Genomic DNA, 18,061 nt, shown 5'->3' with positions numbered 1-18,061 from the left:
AGTGAAGAGTCACGCCCGGGATCGTCGAACACAGCCCACCACCAACCAGGCCGCGACGCCATCCTCACAGTCGAGTGAGCGCCTGGCCCCACCCGTCCCACCCGTCACGTGACTGGAGTGACGGGGCGCCCACTCGACCTGAAAGTGCAGGGTGGGCTCAGGCGACGTGGAGGGCGGGGCGCTCAGGCGACGTGGAGGGCGGGGCGCTCAGGCGACGTGGAGTGGCGGGGCGCTCACTCGACAGCGCAGACGGGGCGCTCACTCGACGGAGAGGGTGGGGGGCTCTGGTCGAGTGAGCGCTCCGTCCCAGTCAGAGGCTGCGGGCTGCGAGCTGTTCGTAACCGCGGCGGAACGCGTGCTGCAGTCGCTCGACCGGGTAGGGCAGCCGCGGGTCCGGCTCGGCGAGAGCGTCCTTGAGCCAGACGCCGGCGGACTGCCGCTCGCGGATCACGTCGCCGACCACCGCGACCTCGTCCCGCTGGCGGGTGACGAACGCCGTGTCGACAGGAAGTCCATGTCCCGGCACGACTACTGTCGCGTCGGCGAGCCACACGAGGTGCGAGGTCAGCGTGTCCGCCCAGTCGAGCGGCCAGGAGTCGCCGCCGAAGGACGGCGGTGCGCTCTCCTCGATGAGGTCGCCGAGGAACATCGCATCCGTGTCCGGCACGAAGACCGCCACGTCGCCGTCGGTGTGGCCGCGACCGGCATACGTCATCGTGATGACGCGGTCGCCGAGGTCGATCGTGGCGCTCGTCGCGAAGGTCCGGTCGGGGCCGCGCACCTGGGTGGCCATGACCTCGGCGGCGTCTTTGGCGGTGTACCCCATCTCGGGGCCGTCGCCAGGGTCGGCCCGGAACGCAGCCTTGATCCGCTCGGCGTCGGCGACATAGCTGCGGCCGACGTTGTCGTGGGCGTGGATCGTGGCGACGTCGAAGGCCAGGTTGCCGAAGGTGTGGTCGAAGTGGACGTGGGTGTTGACGACGTGGCGGACGGTGAGGTCTCGACCGAGGCGGCGGACGTCGTCGAGGACCTCGGTGCCCGCGATGTCGCTGGCGCGGGTGTCGACCACCACTGCCCCGTCGCGGCCGAGGACGAGCCCGACGTTGACGTCCCACTGTGGGTACCGCGCGACGAAGACGCGGTCGGCGACCTCGACGAAGTCGGCGCTCACGGCTCCAGACCCGTCGGGCGGAGCCGTGTGATCCACGTCTCATGACGCATGGACCCACCGTAGTGGCGCCGGGCCCCGAGGGCCCACGGCTGGTCCGATTCGTCTATTTTTGTGGACCATGTCGATCGAGAGCCGCTCGCAGCGTCACCGTCCGAACCCACGTCGGGACCTCGTCGTGGCGGCTGCACTCGCGGCGTTCGCCGTTCTGACTGCGGTCGTCGTTGCCCTCTGGCCCGGGGAGAGCTGGCGCGACCAGGCGATCGCCGGCGTCTTTCCCGCGCCGCCGGTCAGCGGCTGGGACGCGCCCACGTCTGCCGCCCCGTCGGCGGCAGGTGCCGGCTCGACCGCGGGTGCGCCGACGGCGACGGCGACGGTGGTCCCGGCCAGGGCCACGCCGTCTGTGGTGCCCACTCGCAGCGCGCCCCGTCCCGCGCCGCCCGCCACGTCCCTTCGAGCGACCTCCCAGGCGCCAGCCACCACCCCGGCCCCGTCGCCGACCTCGACGAACGGCAAGGGCAGGCACAAGCCGAAGCCACCGACCGGCAAGCCCTCGCCCACGACGACCCAGAACGACCCAGGCTGCCTCCTCGGCGTCATCTGCTGACGCGCACCGCTGGTTGGAGGTATCCCGCCGCGCGATACACCGACGACATACCTCGAACCGCGGGGTGGTCTGGGAGTGGCGCGTGGCAGCCTTGGGACCGTGGACGACGTCTTCTGCTCCATCGTGGCCGGCGAGGTCTCGGCGAATGTCGTGCTCGACGAGCCGGACTTCCTCGGCTTCCTCGACAGGCGGCCGGTGTTCAAGGGGCACGTGCTGCTCGTGCCGAAGGAGCACGTCGAGACGCTGCTCGACCTCCCCACTTCGCTTCATGCCGGCCTGGTAGCGGCGGCCCAGCGCCTGGCCGGAGCCGTCGTCGCGGGCCTCGGGTCGACGGGCAGCTTCGTGGCGATGAACAACGTCGTGAGCCAGTCGGTGCCGCACCTGCACGTCCACGTCGTGCCGCGCACCAAGGGTGACGGCCTGCGGGGATTCTTCTGGCCACGCACGACCTACGCCTCCGACGCGGAGGCTGCCGAGTATGCCGCTCGCCTCACCGAGGCGCTCGCCGCGCGACCGCCTTCCTGACCCCGAGCTCACCCAGCGCTTCGCGCCCGACCCGCCGCGGCGGCATACCTCGACGTCATGGCGGGTGGACGGGCGTTTGCACTCGCCATGGGAGAGTGCCAATAATGGCGTTAGCACTCTCCGTGTGGGAGTGACAGATACGGACCGTATGCCGAGGGGCTGGGGTCCCGCAGCGACATGAGCTGAGGGGTCTGGTCCCGTCCGTCGCGGGCGGCATGCGGCCAACCACCTTTCGATTCGCGTGGGAGGAACCACCCGAATGGCCAAGACCATTGCGTTTGACGAAGAGGCGCGCCGCGGTCTCGAGCGGGGCATGAACACCCTTGCCGACGCCGTCCGCGTGACGCTCGGCCCCAAGGGCCGCAATGTCGTGCTGGAGAAGAAGTGGGGCGCCCCCACGATCACCAACGACGGCGTCTCGATCGCCAAGGAGATCGAGCTCGACGACCCGTACGAGAAGATCGGCGCCGAGCTCGTCAAGGAAGTTGCCAAGAAGACCGACGACGTCGCCGGTGACGGCACGACGACGGCGACCGTGCTCGCCCAGGCCATGGTGAAGGAAGGCCTGCGCAACGTGGCCGCCGGCGCCAACCCGATGGCCCTCAAGCGCGGCATCGAGAAGGCCGTCGAGGTCGTCTCCGAGTCGCTGCTCAACGCGGCCAAGGAGGTCGAGACCAAGGAGCAGATCGCCTCGACCGCCTCGATCTCGGCCGCTGACGAGGAGATCGGCTCGCTCATCGCCGAGGCGATGGACAAGGTCGGCAAGGAAGGCGTCATCACCGTCGAGGACTCCAACACCATGGGCCTCGAGCTGGAGCTGACCGAGGGTATGCGCTTCGACAAGGGCTACATCTCGGCGTACTTCGTCACCGACACCGAGCGCATGGAGGCTGTCCTCGACGACGCCTACGTGCTCGTGGCCAACTCCAAGATCGGCTCGGTCAAGGACCTGCTGCCGCTGCTGGAGAAGGTCATGCAGTCGGGCAAGCCGCTGCTCATCGTCGCCGAGGACATCGAGGGCGAGGCCCTCGCGACGCTCGTCGTCAACAAGATCCGTGGCACGTTCAAGTCGGTTGCCGTCAAGGCGCCGGGCTTCGGTGACCGCCGCAAGGCCATGCTCGGCGACATCGCCATCCTCACCGGTGGGCAGGTCGTCTCCGAGGAGGTCGGCCTCAAGCTCGAGAACGCCACGCTCGACCTGCTCGGCAAGGCCCGCAAGGTCGTCGTGACCAAGGACGAGACGACCATCGTCGAGGACCAGGACGACCGTTCCGCCATCGAGGGCCGCATCGCCCAGATCAAGGCGGAGATCGAGAAGTCCGACTCCGACTACGACCGCGAGAAGCTCCAGGAGCGCCTCGCCAAGCTCGCGGGCGGCGTGGCCGTCATCAAGGCGGGCGCGGCGACCGAGGTCGAGCTCAAGGAGCGCAAGCACCGCATCGAGGACGCCGTGCGCAACGCCAAGGCTGCCGTCGAGGAGGGCATCGTCGCCGGTGGCGGCGTCGCGCTCATCCAGGCCGCCAAGTCGCTGGACAAGCTCGAGCTCGACGGCGACGAGGCCACGGGTGCCAACATCGTGCGCGTCGCGACCGAGGCCCCGCTCAAGCAGATCGCGATCAACGCCGGTCTCGAGGGTGGAGTCGTGGCCGAGAAGGTCCGCGGCCTGGACGCCGGCCACGGCCTCAACGCTGCCACTGGTGAGTACGCCGACCTGCTGGCCGCAGGCATCATCGACCCGGTCAAGGTGACGCGCTCTGCGCTGCAGAACGCCGCCTCGATCGCGGCGCTGTTCCTGACGACCGAGGCCGTCATCGCCGACAAGCCCGAGAAGGCTGCTCCGGCCATGCCGGGTGGCGGCGACATGGACGGCATGGGCGGCATGGGCTTCTGAGCCCACCGCACCGGTCGCCACGCTGCACCGAACCGCCAAGGGCGGCTCCCCGTCTGGGGAGCCGCCCTTCGCGCTGCTCGGCACCCGAAGCACGGGCGGCCTCAGCGCAGGAACAGCGATCTCGTGGCCTGCTCCTGCTCCGCGTAGGCGGCCGAGGCCTTCAGGGTCAGGCGCCCGATCTCGGCGAGCGACTCGGTCATCTGGGTCTGGATGCGCTGGTAGTCGTGCATGACGCGCTCGAACTCGATCTTGGCCGGGCCCTGCCAGTCGGCGCCGAGCCCGGCGAGGCGACCGCGCAGCTCGGCGGTGCTCGACGTGATCGTGTCGGCGAGGCGGTTGATGTCGCCGGCGGCAGCGGCGATCCGTTCGGTGTCGACGACGGAACGGGTCATAGGTCTCACTCCTTGAGGTCGCGCCGGAGCGGCGGCGGCGGCCCGGCTGGATTCGGTGGCTCGAGGCTAGGCGGGATCGCGGACCGCCGTCCGAGGTCATCCACAGGCTCGGCGCCCACGGTTCGAGGTATGCGAGTCGAGGTGAAACACCGCGTCCTGGCCCGGATCATCACCTCGACCGGAATACCTCGAACCGGCCGAGGGGGCCGGACCGAGCGGCGACAGCTCACACCGTTCGTTCAGCAGGCCGGCGTCGGTCCTTCACTCCGCCGGGCGGGGTAGGTCGCCCCGGCCGCGCGAGACTGCCCAGGGCTTGGGTGAAGTCCGGCTCTGCCAGCGGCAGGTCGAGTGGCCCGTCGAGGGCCCGTCGAGGGCCGGTCGACCGGCGGACGGAAGACGAGACTGAGAGGGCGCGGCGGATGAGGTTGGCAGCACGACTCGCGATCGCCGTCACGAGCGGGGCTGTGCTCACCGCGATCGGGGCCATGGTCAATGCGGACGCCCAGGACCTGCGGCCCGGTCGCGTGGCCACCCCGGGCTTCCTCGACGGCGATGTGCCCGCTCTCGCGGGCGCGGCGTCGCCGGCCGGCGCAAGCAAGCAGAGGACTACCACTCCGGACGTCGGCGCACGGAAGCCCGCCGGGCGGCAGTCCATGGCCCAGCAGCGGATGGACGCCAGCCGATTCGACGTGCGGCCGTGGGCCGCCTCCATGTCGCCCAAGGTGGGGATCCCCGAGACGGCGCTCGCGGCATACGGCTCGGCTGAGCTCCGGCTCGCGCAGGAGAACCCGGGGTGCCACCTGTCGTGGGTGGCGCTGGCCGGCATCGGCAGCGTCGAGTCCGACCACGGTCGGTTCGGCGGCGCCGTGATCCGTGCGGACGGCACCTCCTGGCCCCCGACCATCGGGGTCGCGCTCGACGGCGAAGGGGTCGGCCGTGTGCCCGACAGCGACGGAGGTGCGACCGACGGCGACCGGACGTACGACCGGGCCGTGGGGCCGATGCAGTTCCTCCCGCGCACGTGGCGGGTGTGGGGTGCCGACGCGGACGGCGACGGCGTCGCGAACCCGTTCGCGCTTCCGGACGCCGCGCTCGCCGCGGCGCGCTACCTGTGCGCGGTCGGCGGCGACCTGCGCCAGGAGGGGCCGTGGCGTGCCGCGCTGTGGTCGTACAACCGGTCCGACGCCTATGCCGCCGAGGTGAGCGCCCGCAGCAACGGGTATGCCGTCGCGTCGCTGCGGTAGCTCAGTCGTTCCGTTCTAGGCTGGCCGGGTGACCGTGTGGATCGACCAGCCGATCTGGCCCGCCCACGGTCGCCTCTTCGCCCATCTCGTCAGCGACCTGTCGTACGACGAGCTGCACATCGTGGCGCGTGCAGCAGGACTGCACCCGAGGGCGTTCGACGGCGACCACTACGACGTGCCGGAGGAGCGCTGGCAGCAGGTCGTCGACGCCGGGGCCACCCCGACCGACGGCCCCGACCTGACGCGTCGGCTGAACGCGTCGGGGCTGCGGCTGCGCAAGCGCAAAGGCGACCGTGGGCTCGCCCGGCTGCTCGCCGTGCCCTTTCCGAACGGGTCCAGCGACGTCGACCTGGTGGCGTCGGACGACCCCATCTCGGCGGACAAGGTCTTCGCGGCGATGGTGTTCGTGCGCGACCGGCGGGGTGACTTCGCCGTTGTCCACAGCATCCGGCGCGCCGAGTGGGGATCGCCGGGCGGCTGGCGCGAGGCGGACGAGACGCCGGTCGAGAACGCCGTGCGGGAGGCCTTCGAGGAGACCGGGCTGAAACTCCGTCACTCGAGCGTGTTCCCTTGCGGCTACGAGCGATTCACGCCCCGGCATGATGACAACGTCATCGACCCGAAGGTGCCGTTCTTGCAGGTGTACCGGACCCGCCTCGACGACGTGCGGCCACGGCTGAGTGATGGTGACGACGGGATCCACGAGACACGATGGGTCACCCCGGAGGAGTATGCCGTGTTGTGCGGTCACCTGTTCTGGTGGCCGCTCGCAGCGGAGGTGTTCCCCGACCTGCGCGCCTGAGCCAGTCGCGCGAACATATGTGGCGACTCGTCGCCTGCGAGAAGCCGCAGAAGACAACACAGAGAGGTGAAGTCATGGCACTGCCGAGCCCCGGCTACTCGATCACGGTCCGCGTGGAGGTCCCCGCCCGCGCCGACGCCACGGCGGGCATCGTGGCGGCCATCCAGAAGGAGAACGGGTCGGTGACCGCGCTCGACATCGCAGAGTCGACGCACAACCGCCTCGTCGTCGACGTGACCTGCAACGCGTCCGACGCGGAGCACGCCGACCGGATCGCGGAGGCCCTGGGAGAGCTGCCCGAGGTGACGGTGCGCAAGGTCAGCGACCAGACCTTCCTCATGCACCTCGGCGGCAAGCTCGAGGTCAACCCCAAGGTCCCGCTGCGGCACCGCGACGACCTGTCCCGTGCGTACACGCCGGGCGTGGCACGGATCTGCCTCGCGATCGCGAAGCATCCCGAGGACGTGCGGCGCCTGACCATCAAGCGCAACACGGTCGCCGTCGTCACGGACGGGTCGGCGGTGCTCGGCCTCGGCAACATCGGCCCGGCGGCCGCGCTGCCGGTCATGGAGGGCAAGGCGGCGCTGTTCAAGCAGTTCGCCGGGGTCGACGCGTGGCCCGTGTGCCTCGACACGCAGGACACCGAGGAGATCATCAGCATCGTCAAGGCGATCGCCGTGGTCTACGGCGGCATCAACCTCGAGGACATCGCCGCACCGCGGTGCTTCGAGATCGAGCGAAGGCTGCGCGCCGAGCTCGACATCCCCGTCTTCCACGACGACCAGCATGGGACGGCGATCGTCGTGCTGGCGGCATTGACCAACGCGCTGCGCGTCGTCGGCAAGTCCATGGACTCGATCCGGATCGTCATCAGCGGCGTCGGTGCCGCGGGCCACGCGATCATCGAGCTGCTTCTGGCACAAGGGGCGACGGACATCGTGGCGTGCGGGAGCAAGGGCGTGATCCACCGCGGCGAGACCTACAGCGACCCAGACCGGCAGTGGATCGCCGACCACACCAACGGGGCCGGCGAGACCGGCTCCGTACACGACGTGATGGCCGGCCGAGACGTCTTCATCGGCGTGTCGGCGCCGAACCTGCTGACCGGCGAGGACATCGCCGTGATGGCGCCCGACGCCATCGTCTTCGCCCTGTCCAACCCGGACCCGGAGGTCGACCCCGTGGTTGCCGGGGAGCATGCCGCGGTCGTGGCGACCGGACGGTCCGACTTCCCGAACCAGATCAACAACGTGCTCGCGTTCCCGGGCTTCTTCCGCGGCATGCTGGACGCCGGTTCGTCGCGGATCACGCAGGAGGTCATGATCGCCGCGGCCACCGCGATCGCAGACTCCGTGTCACCGGACGAGCTCAACGTCAGCTACATCGTGCCGTCGGTCTTCGATCCCGTCGTGGCGCCCGCCGTGGCTGCCGCCGTCCGCCGCGCCGTCGAAGCCGACGACGCCGCACACGCAGTCGTGTAGGGGATCACCGGTTCGAGGTATGCCGGTCGAGGTGATAGGTCGTCGAATGGGGCGACCTGTCACCTCCACCCGAATACCTCGAACCGGTTATGGAGTGGACCGGACAGCGGTCGGCGGCCAGGCCCGTGGGCGCGGCGCCGGGGGGCGCGGGGGTGGAGCCGGCGGGCCGTCGCATGGGCTGGGACGCGGCGGAACGGCATACCCCTGGGTCGTGCGGCGGTGTGGGTCAGCGGTAGTTCGTGAAGTTCAGCGCGACGTCGAGGTCGGCCTCGCGCAAGAGGCGCTGGATGGCCTGGAGGTCGTCGCGGGACTTGCTCGTGACGCGAAGCTCGTCGCCCTGGATCTGGGACTTGACGCCCTTCGGGCCCTCGTCGCGGATGATCTTGTTGATCTTCTTGGCGTTCTCCTGGCTGATGCCCTCCTTGAGGGGCGCGTCGAGGTGGTACTCCTTGCCGGAGACGCGCGGGCCCGCCTCGGGCACATCGAGGTGCTTGAGGCTGACCTTCCGCTTGACCAGGTGCGTCTTCACCACGTCGAGGACGGCGAGGCAGCGCTCTTCGGTGTTCGCCTTCATCTTGATGACCTCACCCGCGAGCTCGACGGACGCGCCGACGTTCTTGAAGTCATAGCGGGTCGCGATCTCTTTGCTCGCCGTGTTGACGGCGTTCGCGATCTCCTGCTTGTCGTACTTGCTGACGATGTCGAACGAGGCGTCGGCCATGGTCGTGGCTCCTTTGGGAGGTTGCGTGCGATGGTGTCGGAGTTGGTGTTGGTCTCGGGTCTCGTTGGCGTGGCGTGCGCTGGTGCTGCTTGGCGTCGGGTCGGGCGTGGCCTTGCGGCTGTCGGGCTGTCGGCTTGTCGGAGCGTCTCACGGTCGGCGTGGGCTCGCGCCGGCGGGCCGCGGCCGGCGCGTCGCGGCTCGACGAGCGGCTGCGGCGGGAGGGGCGCGGAGCCTCGTCGGACCCGATTCGGAGCCCGCCCGATCTCTTGCTATCCTTCCAGACGCACCACGGCAGGTTGTCCGAGCGGCCAATGGAAGCGGACTGTAAATCCGTCGCGAAAGCTACGAAGGTTCGAATCCTTCACCTGCCACCATGTGCTCAGAAGGGCCTCTGACCAGCGCAAACGTCGGTCAGAGGCCCTTCGTGCGGCTGTCAGCACGGTCCGACTGGGATCGGCTGGGGACGGGGTTCTACGGGTGGCTGTGCAGAATACGTGCAGAAGTTGAGGGTCACGGAGCCGCCGTAGGCGTTTCAAGGCGGCTCGGACGCAAGGCTCCCTCGACGCGAGCACGGGACGCCTCGTCCTGGCCGACGACGCATGAGGCGTAGACGCGAAGCAGGACGTTCACGCTGTGCCCGGCCCACTCTGCGACCTGGGTTGGTGGCACCCCGGCGTTGAGCCATAGCGAAACAGCGGCGTGGCGCAGGTCGTACGGCCGCTTCGCTAGTGGTGAGGCGTACTCGGTGTCGCTGAAGACCTCCCGTCGTGCCAGGGACCAGATGCGGTAGACAATGCCCATCGACTGCGGGCTGGCAAATGGCGGGGCAACCGGGACGCCGGCTCGACCTGTGCGGGTCACGAAGATGCGTCCATCGAGCCCGGGCGGATAGGCGGCGAGATGGCGCCTGAGCGACTGAACCAGCTCGGGAGGCGCTGGGGCGGTTCTGGTCGAGCGACGCGCACGATGCTTGAGAGCCCGATCCTCGGTGGACTCGCCCGAGTCCGTCCAGCTTCCGCCAGCGGTCTGCGTCGAGCCCAGCAGATGTAGCGATCCCCACCCGTCACCGTCCGCTGGCAGGTCGAGGTCATCGACGCGAAGGTGGCGCACTTCCGACGGTCGCAAAGCTGCGTAGTACATGCAGGCGAAGAATGCCTCCAGGCTCGGGTAGAGCCGTTCCACCGCTGCCAGGAGCGCTCGTGCCTGCTCGGGGTTGACAACGACTCTGCGGTCGACGACATCCGTGTGGACGGGGGCCTTCCACTGGATCCTGTCCATTGGATTGGCGGACAGCTCGTCGAGCTCGACGGCGTACTGAAAGGTGCTGTAGAGGGCTGAGCGTTTGCGGGCAATGGTCGATGGCGATGCGGGACTCCCGTCGAGTTTCAAGGTGAGGCTTTCGAGGACGTTGCGCAGCCGAGTGGGTGTGGCCAGCTCCTCCAAACGAAGTGAAGCCTGCTGGAGCCGGCCAATGATCGGGACGAGCTCATCCGGCGGGTGCGTCGAGGTCAGTGGCTTGCCTTGCCGCGCGGCGGTGTTGAAGATCCATCCCGTGAGCGCCGCCCTGGCTTGCGAGGCCTGGGCTGGCGTCAGCGTTGGGTACATCGAGAGCGTTGCCGTTGTGAGGCCCTCGGCGATGCCCTTGCGATGACGAGCTGAGGCGTGCGGCCACTTGACATCGACAAATGCGGACGCAAGGTCGACCCAGTCACGACTGTCCGGCTTCGGCTTCGGGCCTGCCAGAAGCCCCGTCCTCACCTCGAATGGGAATCCCTCGCGGACGCCAACGAGCAGGGTTGCCCGGAACGCTTCTGCGAGCTTGCTCGTGGCAAACGTCCGGTGGAAACGCTTGTCGGAGACACGCCAACGCAGGTTGTAGCTTGTCTTGCGTTTCCCCTTGTACCGGCTCACGGACCAGATCTGCACGTCATAGGTGACGTCGGGGTCCATGACCTCAGGCCGTCTGCTCGAGGGTCTCGAGCCAGCGCTCGAACTCCGCTCGGCGCACCCGGAGGTCACCGTTGGGCAACTTGATGCACGGCGGTGCCTTGCGGGCCGCGCGCCAGTCGTAGAACGTCGAGCGGGAGATGCCGAGCTCGTCGCAGATGTCCCTGACGGTCATGTGCCGGGCGTGCGTGGTGGCGGACATTCGTGGCTCCTCCTGGTGCTAATCGACTGTGTCGATATCGCGCCTACGGGGCCACCATCTGCACCAGCCGCCCACCGGGCGTGTGGGCGCGGCGTAGCCAGAAGGCCCATTCGAGTCGCACGCTGCACGTCGATGCGGCCCACGTGGGCGTGCGGAGGGAGGGAGCAAAGCCGGCAATACGGCCTGTTGATTGAGACACATATCCTGCATCCATGAGCAAGCAGGTCAGGGCCGCCATCTACGCGCGCATCTCGCACCACTTGCAAATCTGCTCCCGGGAACCGGGATCGGTCCGGTCGATTCCCCCGTCCGCAAAACGGCTGCTCGCGCGAGACAGTCGCTGCCTTTGAGCAATTGCCACGAGGACGCCCCGCGAATCGTCGTGGTCGTCGCCCGCCAAGTGGGACACACGGCCCAGCCGAATAGCTCGACAGCGCGTGCCACGAGGCGGGTCATGAGCACGGCACCAGCTGTTCCACTCGTCACCGGCCACTATCGGAACCGGGCCCTGGCCGAGGCACGGAGGAGCCGTGCGGTCGAGCTCGCGACCCAGGGGCTCACCAACGACACCGCCTGTAAGCCAGCAGGGCAGGGTGTTGTGGTCGAACTGGTCGTACCGTGTCGACCCGTAAGCCCGCACCCTTGCTGTCGCCCGCCAGGTGGGACACACGGCAGTATTCAGAGGGCAGCACGCTTTGATTGGATCCAGCGAAGGGACCGAAATGTCTAAGGAGTCGCCGACGACCCAACAACCTCCGGAACTTGTTCTGGAGCTTTACAAGAGCCTCAGATCCGAAGCCTCTGTGTATATCGAGAAGGTGCCAGCTTTATGGCTGCAGAAATTCATCCTTATCGGCACGCTGCTCGCGTTCCTGCTCACGCAGAAGAAGAGCTTCGATGTGATAGGTGCGGGCGACCCGGCCGAACTCGCATTCGACATCGCGCTCGTGGCGATCGTGGTGATCGCCGGCCTGCTGGACGCCAAGATTATGGAATACGGTCTCCATGCTAGGGTCATCTCCCGGTTCATCGAGGACGAGTTCTCGTCGCACGCCGTCATCGGCCGTTGGGAGCAGACCCTTTGGGGCTACTCCGATCGCCAGTTCCAGCGCAATCTAGTCAAACTCAGGAGCACGACCACGGTCCTCGTCACCGTGGTGCCGACTGTGCTGATCATCGTGCTCGACGCAGTGCTCATCTACGGACGTCGGCAGGATGGGTGGATATTGATCGTCGGCGCCGTCAGCTGCGTCGTCTATGTCGCGGCTACCGTCGTCGTGGTCCGCGGGGTGTGGCCCGCGTCTAGTGGGGACGCGACCTCGCCGCAGCAGTGAGGGCTGGTGCAAGTCATAGCGGTCGCCAGGCTGCGCCCACGCTCATATCACGCACAAGGGGCGACGCATCAAATGCGCGACAGGTTGCGGTAACGGAATCTGACCCCGCGCACAACTGACTGGGCGCCGTAAGCCCCGTGGCGATCGTGGGGGATGACCGGTTGAAGGCTTCGGCTGCAGACGGCGCCAGGCGACGTGAACAGCAAGGGAAACTCGACGGCCGTCACGGATCCGAAGCCTTCACCGGTCACCGCGAACGTGGCCGCCGGGACGTCGATTGTGATGACCTGGCCAGGGTTCGCCGATGGCAGCGTGTGGATCCTTGGCTGTCCGGTGGCGGCGACGGCGCCGGCCCGGTGCCCCGGCTCGAGGCCCTGCTCCGAGCTCGCTTGACTATGCTTCTCATCTATGAAGCAAGCCTTCAGCGAGGGCCTCCGGATCGGGGCACGGGACGGCGCGCTTTGGTCGACCTGGCCAGAGTTGCTGGAGTATGCCGGTCTGGACGACATGGACCAACTGGCCGACCTGATCGCCTCGCGGCTCCCGGAAGGCTGGGAGGTAGAAGTTTGGGACGGCGACAAGGACATCTGGTGGGACGAAGACCTTCCAGACATCGTCGGCTTCTGGGACTTTGCCATCGGCGACCCCGACGGCAACCAGGTCACGGCAACCTTTCTCCCGCCCGTCTCTCTCGAGACCCTCTCCGGCTTCATTAGCCGGGTAGTACGAGCTGTGGCCGCTTTCCCCATCGGCGATGCCGACGTGCCGCTACGGACGGATGAAGACATCGAGGGTGCCGTTGATCTGAAGACTCTTTTGTTCCGAGTGGCGGACGGCGCCGGTGCCACACGTGAGGTTCGTGTCAAGTCCACGCGCCTGGCGGGGCGCTACTACACCGTGGAGGCGGACTGGTCCCGCATGGATGCTTCCGCGAGCTTCTCCGGACCGACCTCCGTGCAGGCCTTCACAAGAGTCATGGGCAGATTGGCACCGCTCGTTGCTGGGCCAGCACTCGGAAAGAGCTGGCCGCCGTGGGTGCTTGGACCGTTTCCGCCATCGGCAACACCCACCGATCAACCTCGACCCAGGTCCGGCGCCAGGCCCGGCCCCCTGGGCGCCTCAGCCACGCCGCGTGACGCGGAGTTCTGGTGTGCTGAGTTCATGCGCTCCCTTGGGGCGTCCGCAGTGGAGGTGAGCCAAGCGACTCGCGATGGAGGGATCGACATCGTCGCCGCGCACTACCTGGGCGAGGTCAAGCATCATGCGTCACCAGTGGCTCCGGTTGCGGTTCGTGCGCTGTTCGGAGTGGCGACCGCGCAACAGAAGGAACCGCTCTTCTTCGCCCTGTCGGGTTACTCGGCCGAGTCCTTCCGATTCGCCGTAGCCAATGAGATCGCGCTCTTCGGATACGGCTTCGATGGTGACGTTTCAGCACACTCGCCGCGCGCGGAGCAACTTCTCTTAGAAGGGCTCCGGTAACCAGTGACCGCGCCCGGCGCCCGGGAGATGTCGGGTCCCGTGACCAAACTGATGCCCCGCGCGGCACGCCCCGCTGGGCAGCCAGCCTGCTGAGGCTCCCCGAGTTGGCGCCGCCCGTGGTGCACGAGCCACAGCCGTCGCCACAGCCGGAGTAAGCAGGCAACCTCTCGCGTATGCCCCTGCTCGGGCTGCAAGCGTCTCCCCACCCGGCATGATCCGCAAAGGACAACGTTACAAAGGCAACGCGGAGTTGCTGACCCGGACGTCGGACGCAGCCGAGCGACTTTCGCGTTGGAGGCACTTACAACCTCCAGCAGGTGCCTGGTGAGGATCTGGTCGACTCGGACCGCTTCGTGCTGTTGCGCGACGACAACTACATGGGCACGGTCAGGCTGACCGTTTGGGAGATCAACTAGCCGCGCTCTGGGCGCGGCTGAACGCGTCCCCAGCTGCCCGACTGCCCGGCACACTCCTATTTCACCGCTGAGGGGATGGGGTCCGTCCACTGTCCACCGGCAGAGTCGCGAAAGATCAGTTCCTCGACCTTGGCCGGGATGACCTCCAAGTCTGAAGACCATGCAGCCATCAGCGACAGGTACCGGTTGTAGGTTCGGGAGCTCCACGGGACCGGGTTCAAGACGATGCCGGCGTGTCGCGCTACCCAGCGAGCGACGAGGCGGTCGAGGATCAACGGCGAGTTCCCGGTCTCGGGTGTTGCGAAGTAGAGGTACTTGGTGCCGAACGCGGGTCCGAGGTAGCGGGCACGGTGCGTCGCGAGGTGGCGGTACCCGGCGAGGGCGTCGTTGCGCTCCCAGCCGGGCGGCCTCGAGCAGGATCGCGGGCAAGTCGTGGCGGGCCAGTGCCTCACTCACACGCCACGGTCCATACGCGGTTCTTCCGTAACCCCAAGCCACCGCGGCCAGGAAGCCTCGCATGGCATGCTCCTCGTCGCCGGGCGACTCACATACCGCCCTGACGGCAGCCCGGTCCAAAACCGGTGGCAGTAGCTCGAAGATCGACGTATGTGCCGGCAATGCGCGCTGCCAAGTCAGACGCGGCCACGGGATGCCATGCCAGGCCCGGATCGCAGCGCCGGGTGGCAGGGAGAAGAACGACCACACATCGAGGTCCTTGACGCCGGACTTGCCGTCAACCCGGCTTTCGCGTTGCCTTTCATGCGTTGCCTCGGCGCGCGCCCGCTTCTAGCTACGTCTCGGGGGCAGCCAGTGGTCGAGAAGACCAGTGAACTTCCCCCCCAGAGCGTCACGCACGTGTCTGACGATGCCCACCAGCGCGAGGCCGGCGCCACCGACCAAGACCAATGCCACACCGAGGCATACCAAGAGCAGGCCCACACTTTTCAGATCCTCGTAGGTCGCGACAACACCAGATCCGAGGACGACCAACCCCGCCACCAACACCATCGCCCACGGCGGCTTGGCGAGGAGCGTGAGAAGTCCGCTGGTGGGCTCGTCAATGAGGTCATGTCTCGTGAGCCTGTCCCACAAGGACGCACGCAGTGGGGCAAAGAACCAGCGGGCTACACGTTGTCCCGCGCTCGGCTTCGCTCCCTCGCGGCGGCGCGCAAGGGCCTGCAGCCACGCCGTTTCAGTGCGGCTCGCGACGGCCTGGATCCAGTCGCCCGGGGTCGTGCCGAGTCCCGGCGCGACGGCAATGAGCCGGTCGCCCAGTTGCTGGGTCGACCTCTCCTCGGGCGCGCGCTCGTGGTCCGAGGCGTTCATGGCATCTAGCATCCGCGCCAACCCGTACCCCAGGTTCGAGTCTTGGTATTCAGTCCGCAGCGTCTCAAGGCCCTCAAGAACCTTGGGCACGGTTGAGTCTTCAGCCTTGATGATCTCGGCCTGGACATCGCGGATCCACTCCGCCGCGGCCTCGCGCTCTTCCGGTGTGGCGGGGTTGTGCAGCAGCATGCCGATGTGAGATGCAGCGTGCAGGCGGCCCATGAGCCAGTCCCAACGGCGCCAGTCATCGGCGCCAAAGGCGCCGAAGTGCCCGACCTGAGTTCCGAACAGGATGCGGTTCCCCAGGCCCGTGGCGAGCGCCTGCCCCTCAGGCCCCAGAACCGGGAGATCAACATCGGTTCCGAGCCGGACGAACGAAAACGGGGCACTGCGCTGGTCGGGAGTCCGTGAGGATGTGCATCGGGAGACAACCTCGATGGCAAGCGCCGTTCGGAGCAAGACCTCTCCGTCCGGGAGTTCTCGCTCGAGTGTGGCGATCACCTGCCCGAGGGCCTCCTGGACGCGAAGATCCTCGAAGACCTGTTTGACCAGGTCGGCAACCTCGAACACCGTCGGGCGCCTTCGTTGGCGACCACCGTCCGGTGGTTGCGCCAATTTCATGTATCCGTCCCCGATGGCAAGCTCCACGGCGGCCCGTACCGAAATCACTTTTCGTCGCGCCGCGCTGAGCCGCTCCAGGCGGTTCTCGAGGTCGCTGCTCCTGTCGGCCGTGTCGTTCGTCTCGGGCGCACCGGCGTCCGTGCTGTCCGCGGCATCCATCACCTTCTTGAGGTGGGTGCGTGCGGAACGCAGGACCGTGCGAATGACCCGTTCGGCGGGCCCGAGGCCCCAGGGCCACTTCGGTGCCTCGCCCGCTCCCCCTCTGGTGAGCGTAACGATCTCGTAGCCGATCGGAGGCGTGCAACCGATGTTCTTGTCAAGAATCTCGTCGGCGGCTTTCATTGGTTCGGCTGCGTCCTTGTCGAGGAGGGTGACGCGGCCCGCCTCGCCGACCCCAATGGCTTCCCAGACAGCGCCCGCAGCGCGGCCGCGGGTGTACGTCGGCTGCAAGCATTCCGCCGCCGCGAGAACGCGACTGCGTACCTCCGCGCTGGAAACGGCGGACTCGTAGAGGTTCTGGGCATCGGACCATGCGGTGTCGGCCTCCACACGTAACTGTTCCAGCTCCTCGACATCGCTTCGAAAGTCCACCTCCCTCGGGAACTGGACTGCCGATGCCAGGGTCGTGACCCAGGTCGGGGCCGTTTCGGCCGTTGTCTCGACCTTTGTTGCGTCGGTGCCGATACCGGCACTCGGCACGACGTAGACGACGTAGCGGCTGATGTCGCCAGTGACTGGCCCCTTCGCGATGGCGTCGAGTACCGGGGCGAACGGGGCGTTGTCGAGCACGCCGCCGTCCATGAGCCACGAGCCGGTAGCCGAAACCGCTCGCGGCCGACGACGGGGCGGGACCTTGTTCAGGTCCTTGAGCTCGCGGACAGGCTGGAACGCTACGGGAAACGACGCCGAAGCGCGGGCCGCAAGGGCCAGAACCCTGGGGTCCGCGAAGTCCGAGCCCTGGTCAGTGGATCGGATGAAGGACAGCTGGGCTGGGTCGTAGGCGAACGGCTTGTCTGTGGTGAAGCGGTACACGAACCGGTGGTCGGTGACATCGAAGGTCTGGTCGGCGGCGTCGGTGGCAGTGTACTGCTGCCTCCCCAACCCCGATGCCGTCGTGAACAGCGTAACCGGGTGCTCATGGTCTGAGCGCGGTTCTGACTCGCGCCCAGTGGCGGCGAGCTTCTTCATGATCTTCTCGGCGCTGGTCAGGAAGAACGCGCCGTCGAGGACGGAACCGGTGCTCTGGCCCGGTTTGGGCAGCAGGTTGCCCTGGCGAAGTCCCCCCAGGCTGCACCACACCTCCCGCAACCACGGGCCCTCCGCGTCAGGGGGAACGACCGGATCCACATCGTGTGGGTCGGGCACCGGGTCCAGGGTGCCGTTGTGGGCGATGACGTTCGCCAGCATCACACTGTTCAGCCCGCCGGCGCTGGTGCCGGCCAGAACGTCCACCACAAGTCGGTGCTGACGACCTTTCGCGGGCCGCAGGAGGTTCCGCCACATCGCGTGGACCTTCTCATCGTGCGCACGCGGTCCAGGCAAGCCGTCTGTTGACGCGCGCCGGATGAGATCGATCTCATGCGTGACGCCAGCAATCCACACAGCGAGACTGACCCCGCCATTCATGACGAGAGCGAACCGGATCTCATGGTCTGCCATCGCTGATCTCTTCCTCGAGAAAGGAGCAACTCTCTTCACTTAGGTTGACGCATCCGAGCCAAGGAAGACATCGAATCGTCGCGCGATTCCACCGATTTCTTGGCGCGGTGACACACGACGAAGGGCCCCCGGCCGATGTTGAGCTGGCTAGCACATCACCAATATCTCGCAGCTGTGGGCCGTCCGCCAGTCCAGACGGCGCGGTCTGGCCCCTGCCTCCGGCTGGACGCTGACAAGAGGCCGAGC

15 protein-coding genes, 1 tRNA gene and 1 pseudogene are annotated in these 18,061 nt (G+C 67.6%); 9 read left to right on the top strand and 8 right to left on the bottom strand.

Annotated elements, in window-relative coordinates; genetic code table 11:
- Positions 1-310 precede the first annotated feature (310 nt).
- On the bottom strand, positions 311-1,171 hold the full coding sequence (locus ACYVLP_RS13095; protein WP_460627780.1) for an MBL fold metallo-hydrolase: 861 nt from the start codon (positions 1,169-1,171) through the stop codon (positions 311-313).
- Between the two features lie 118 nt (positions 1,172-1,289).
- Between ACYVLP_RS13095 and ACYVLP_RS13090 the strand changes: the two genes are divergently transcribed.
- The 3 genes from ACYVLP_RS13090 to groL all read left to right on the top strand — a co-directional run bounded on the left by ACYVLP_RS13090 (position 1,290) and on the right by groL (position 4,191).
- On the top strand, positions 1,290-1,775 hold the full coding sequence (locus ACYVLP_RS13090; RefSeq protein WP_460627779.1) for a hypothetical protein: 486 nt from the start codon (positions 1,290-1,292) through the stop codon (positions 1,773-1,775).
- A 99-nt stretch (positions 1,776-1,874) separates the two neighbouring features.
- Complete coding sequence (locus ACYVLP_RS13085; protein WP_460627778.1) at positions 1,875-2,300, top strand: HIT family protein; 426 nt, start codon at positions 1,875-1,877, stop codon at positions 2,298-2,300.
- Positions 2,301-2,559: 259 nt separating this feature from the next.
- A complete protein-coding gene (groL, locus tag ACYVLP_RS13080; protein WP_460627777.1) occupies positions 2,560-4,191 on the top strand; it encodes a chaperonin GroEL in 1,632 nt (543 codons plus the stop codon).
- Positions 4,192-4,292: 101 nt separating this feature from the next.
- Here the strand turns inward: groL and ACYVLP_RS13075 are convergent, their stop codons facing one another.
- The gene (locus tag ACYVLP_RS13075; protein WP_460627776.1) at positions 4,293-4,583 is read right to left on the bottom strand and encodes a WXG100 family type VII secretion target; all 291 of its coding nucleotides are present in this window, start codon (positions 4,581-4,583) and stop codon (positions 4,293-4,295) included.
- 419 nt (positions 4,584-5,002) lie between these two features.
- On the opposite strand from ACYVLP_RS13075, the gene ACYVLP_RS13070 reads away from it, so the two are divergent.
- From ACYVLP_RS13070 to ACYVLP_RS13060, 3 genes are all read left to right on the top strand, one after another.
- Complete coding sequence (locus tag ACYVLP_RS13070; RefSeq protein WP_460627775.1) at positions 5,003-5,827, top strand: lytic murein transglycosylase; 825 nt, start codon at positions 5,003-5,005, stop codon at positions 5,825-5,827.
- Positions 5,828-5,855: 28 nt separating this feature from the next.
- On the top strand, positions 5,856-6,629 hold the full coding sequence (locus ACYVLP_RS13065; protein ID WP_460627774.1) for a DUF4031 domain-containing protein: 774 nt from the start codon (positions 5,856-5,858) through the stop codon (positions 6,627-6,629).
- Between the two features lie 74 nt (positions 6,630-6,703).
- Complete coding sequence (locus ACYVLP_RS13060; protein ID WP_460627773.1) at positions 6,704-8,110, top strand: malic enzyme-like NAD(P)-binding protein; 1,407 nt, start codon at positions 6,704-6,706, stop codon at positions 8,108-8,110.
- A 226-nt stretch (positions 8,111-8,336) separates the two neighbouring features.
- Here ACYVLP_RS13060 and ACYVLP_RS13055 read toward each other — a convergent pair whose 3' ends face one another.
- Positions 8,337-8,831, bottom strand: a complete 495-nt coding sequence (locus ACYVLP_RS13055) for a YajQ family cyclic di-GMP-binding protein (RefSeq protein WP_452267337.1) — start codon at positions 8,829-8,831, stop codon at positions 8,337-8,339.
- A gap of 290 nt (positions 8,832-9,121) precedes the next feature.
- On the opposite strand from ACYVLP_RS13055, the gene ACYVLP_RS13050 reads away from it, so the two are divergent.
- A tRNA-Tyr gene (locus tag ACYVLP_RS13050) sits at positions 9,122-9,205 on the top strand.
- Positions 9,206-9,341: 136 nt separating this feature from the next.
- On the opposite strand, the gene ACYVLP_RS13045 is transcribed toward ACYVLP_RS13050, so the two are convergent.
- On the bottom strand, positions 9,342-10,781 hold the full coding sequence (locus ACYVLP_RS13045; RefSeq protein ID WP_460627772.1) for a tyrosine-type recombinase/integrase: 1,440 nt from the start codon (positions 10,779-10,781) through the stop codon (positions 9,342-9,344).
- Between the two features lie 4 nt (positions 10,782-10,785).
- The gene (locus ACYVLP_RS13040; protein WP_460627771.1) at positions 10,786-10,980 is read right to left on the bottom strand and encodes a helix-turn-helix transcriptional regulator; all 195 of its coding nucleotides are present in this window, start codon (positions 10,978-10,980) and stop codon (positions 10,786-10,788) included.
- A gap of 722 nt (positions 10,981-11,702) precedes the next feature.
- Between ACYVLP_RS13040 and ACYVLP_RS13035 the strand changes: the two genes are divergently transcribed.
- Both ACYVLP_RS13035 and ACYVLP_RS13030 read left to right on the top strand, forming a co-directional pair.
- Entirely contained in the window at positions 11,703-12,314 is a 612-nt protein-coding gene (locus ACYVLP_RS13035) for a hypothetical protein (RefSeq protein WP_460627770.1), read from the top strand.
- A gap of 408 nt (positions 12,315-12,722) precedes the next feature.
- Positions 12,723-13,793 (top strand): restriction endonuclease, encoded by a 1,071-nt coding sequence (locus ACYVLP_RS13030; protein WP_460627769.1) that lies wholly within the window; start codon positions 12,723-12,725, stop codon positions 13,791-13,793.
- A 472-nt stretch (positions 13,794-14,265) separates the two neighbouring features.
- Here ACYVLP_RS13030 and ACYVLP_RS13025 read toward each other — a convergent pair whose 3' ends face one another.
- The 3 genes and pseudogenes from ACYVLP_RS13025 to ACYVLP_RS13015 form a co-directional block, all read right to left on the bottom strand.
- Positions 14,266-14,661 (bottom strand): 8-oxoguanine DNA glycosylase OGG fold protein, encoded by a 396-nt coding sequence (locus tag ACYVLP_RS13025; protein ID WP_460627768.1) that lies wholly within the window; start codon positions 14,659-14,661, stop codon positions 14,266-14,268.
- A gap of 1 nt (position 14,662) precedes the next feature.
- A pseudogene (locus ACYVLP_RS13020) lies at positions 14,663-14,914 on the bottom strand (8-oxoguanine DNA glycosylase OGG fold protein); the annotation flags it as partial.
- An 81-nt stretch (positions 14,915-14,995) separates the two neighbouring features.
- Positions 14,996-17,815 (bottom strand): DUF3376 domain-containing protein, encoded by a 2,820-nt coding sequence (locus ACYVLP_RS13015; protein WP_460627767.1) that lies wholly within the window; start codon positions 17,813-17,815, stop codon positions 14,996-14,998.
- Positions 17,816-18,061 lie beyond the last annotated feature (246 nt).

The organism is Intrasporangium mesophilum (assembly GCF_054783095.1).
Note: the sequence above shows the minus strand (reverse complement) of the source record. Positions and strands in the feature narration are given on the sequence as shown.

What these genes read in the sequence shown, in the direction of transcription:
- groL (WP_460627777.1), top strand. Translation starts at nt 2,560, where the DNA reads ATGGCCAAGACCATTGCGTTTGACGAAGAGGCGCGCCGCGGTCTCGAG.
- ACYVLP_RS13090 (WP_460627779.1), top strand. Translation starts at nt 1,290, where the DNA reads ATGTCGATCGAGAGCCGCTCGCAGCGTCACCGTCCGAACCCACGTCGG.
- ACYVLP_RS13045 (WP_460627772.1), bottom strand. Translation starts at nt 10,781, where the DNA reads ATGGACCCCGACGTCACCTATGACGTGCAGATCTGGTCCGTGAGCCGG.
- ACYVLP_RS13035 (WP_460627770.1), top strand. Translation starts at nt 11,703, where the DNA reads ATGTCTAAGGAGTCGCCGACGACCCAACAACCTCCGGAACTTGTTCTG.
- ACYVLP_RS13040 (WP_460627771.1), bottom strand. Translation starts at nt 10,980, where the DNA reads ATGTCCGCCACCACGCACGCCCGGCACATGACCGTCAGGGACATCTGC.
- ACYVLP_RS13075 (WP_460627776.1), bottom strand. Translation starts at nt 4,583, where the DNA reads ATGACCCGTTCCGTCGTCGACACCGAACGGATCGCCGCTGCCGCCGGC.
- ACYVLP_RS13055 (WP_452267337.1), bottom strand. Translation starts at nt 8,831, where the DNA reads ATGGCCGACGCCTCGTTCGACATCGTCAGCAAGTACGACAAGCAGGAG.
- ACYVLP_RS13060 (WP_460627773.1), top strand. Translation starts at nt 6,704, where the DNA reads ATGGCACTGCCGAGCCCCGGCTACTCGATCACGGTCCGCGTGGAGGTC.
- ACYVLP_RS13015 (WP_460627767.1), bottom strand. Translation starts at nt 17,815, where the DNA reads ATGGCAGACCATGAGATCCGGTTCGCTCTCGTCATGAATGGCGGGGTC.
- ACYVLP_RS13030 (WP_460627769.1), top strand. Translation starts at nt 12,723, where the DNA reads ATGAAGCAAGCCTTCAGCGAGGGCCTCCGGATCGGGGCACGGGACGGC.
- ACYVLP_RS13070 (WP_460627775.1), top strand. Translation starts at nt 5,003, where the DNA reads ATGAGGTTGGCAGCACGACTCGCGATCGCCGTCACGAGCGGGGCTGTG.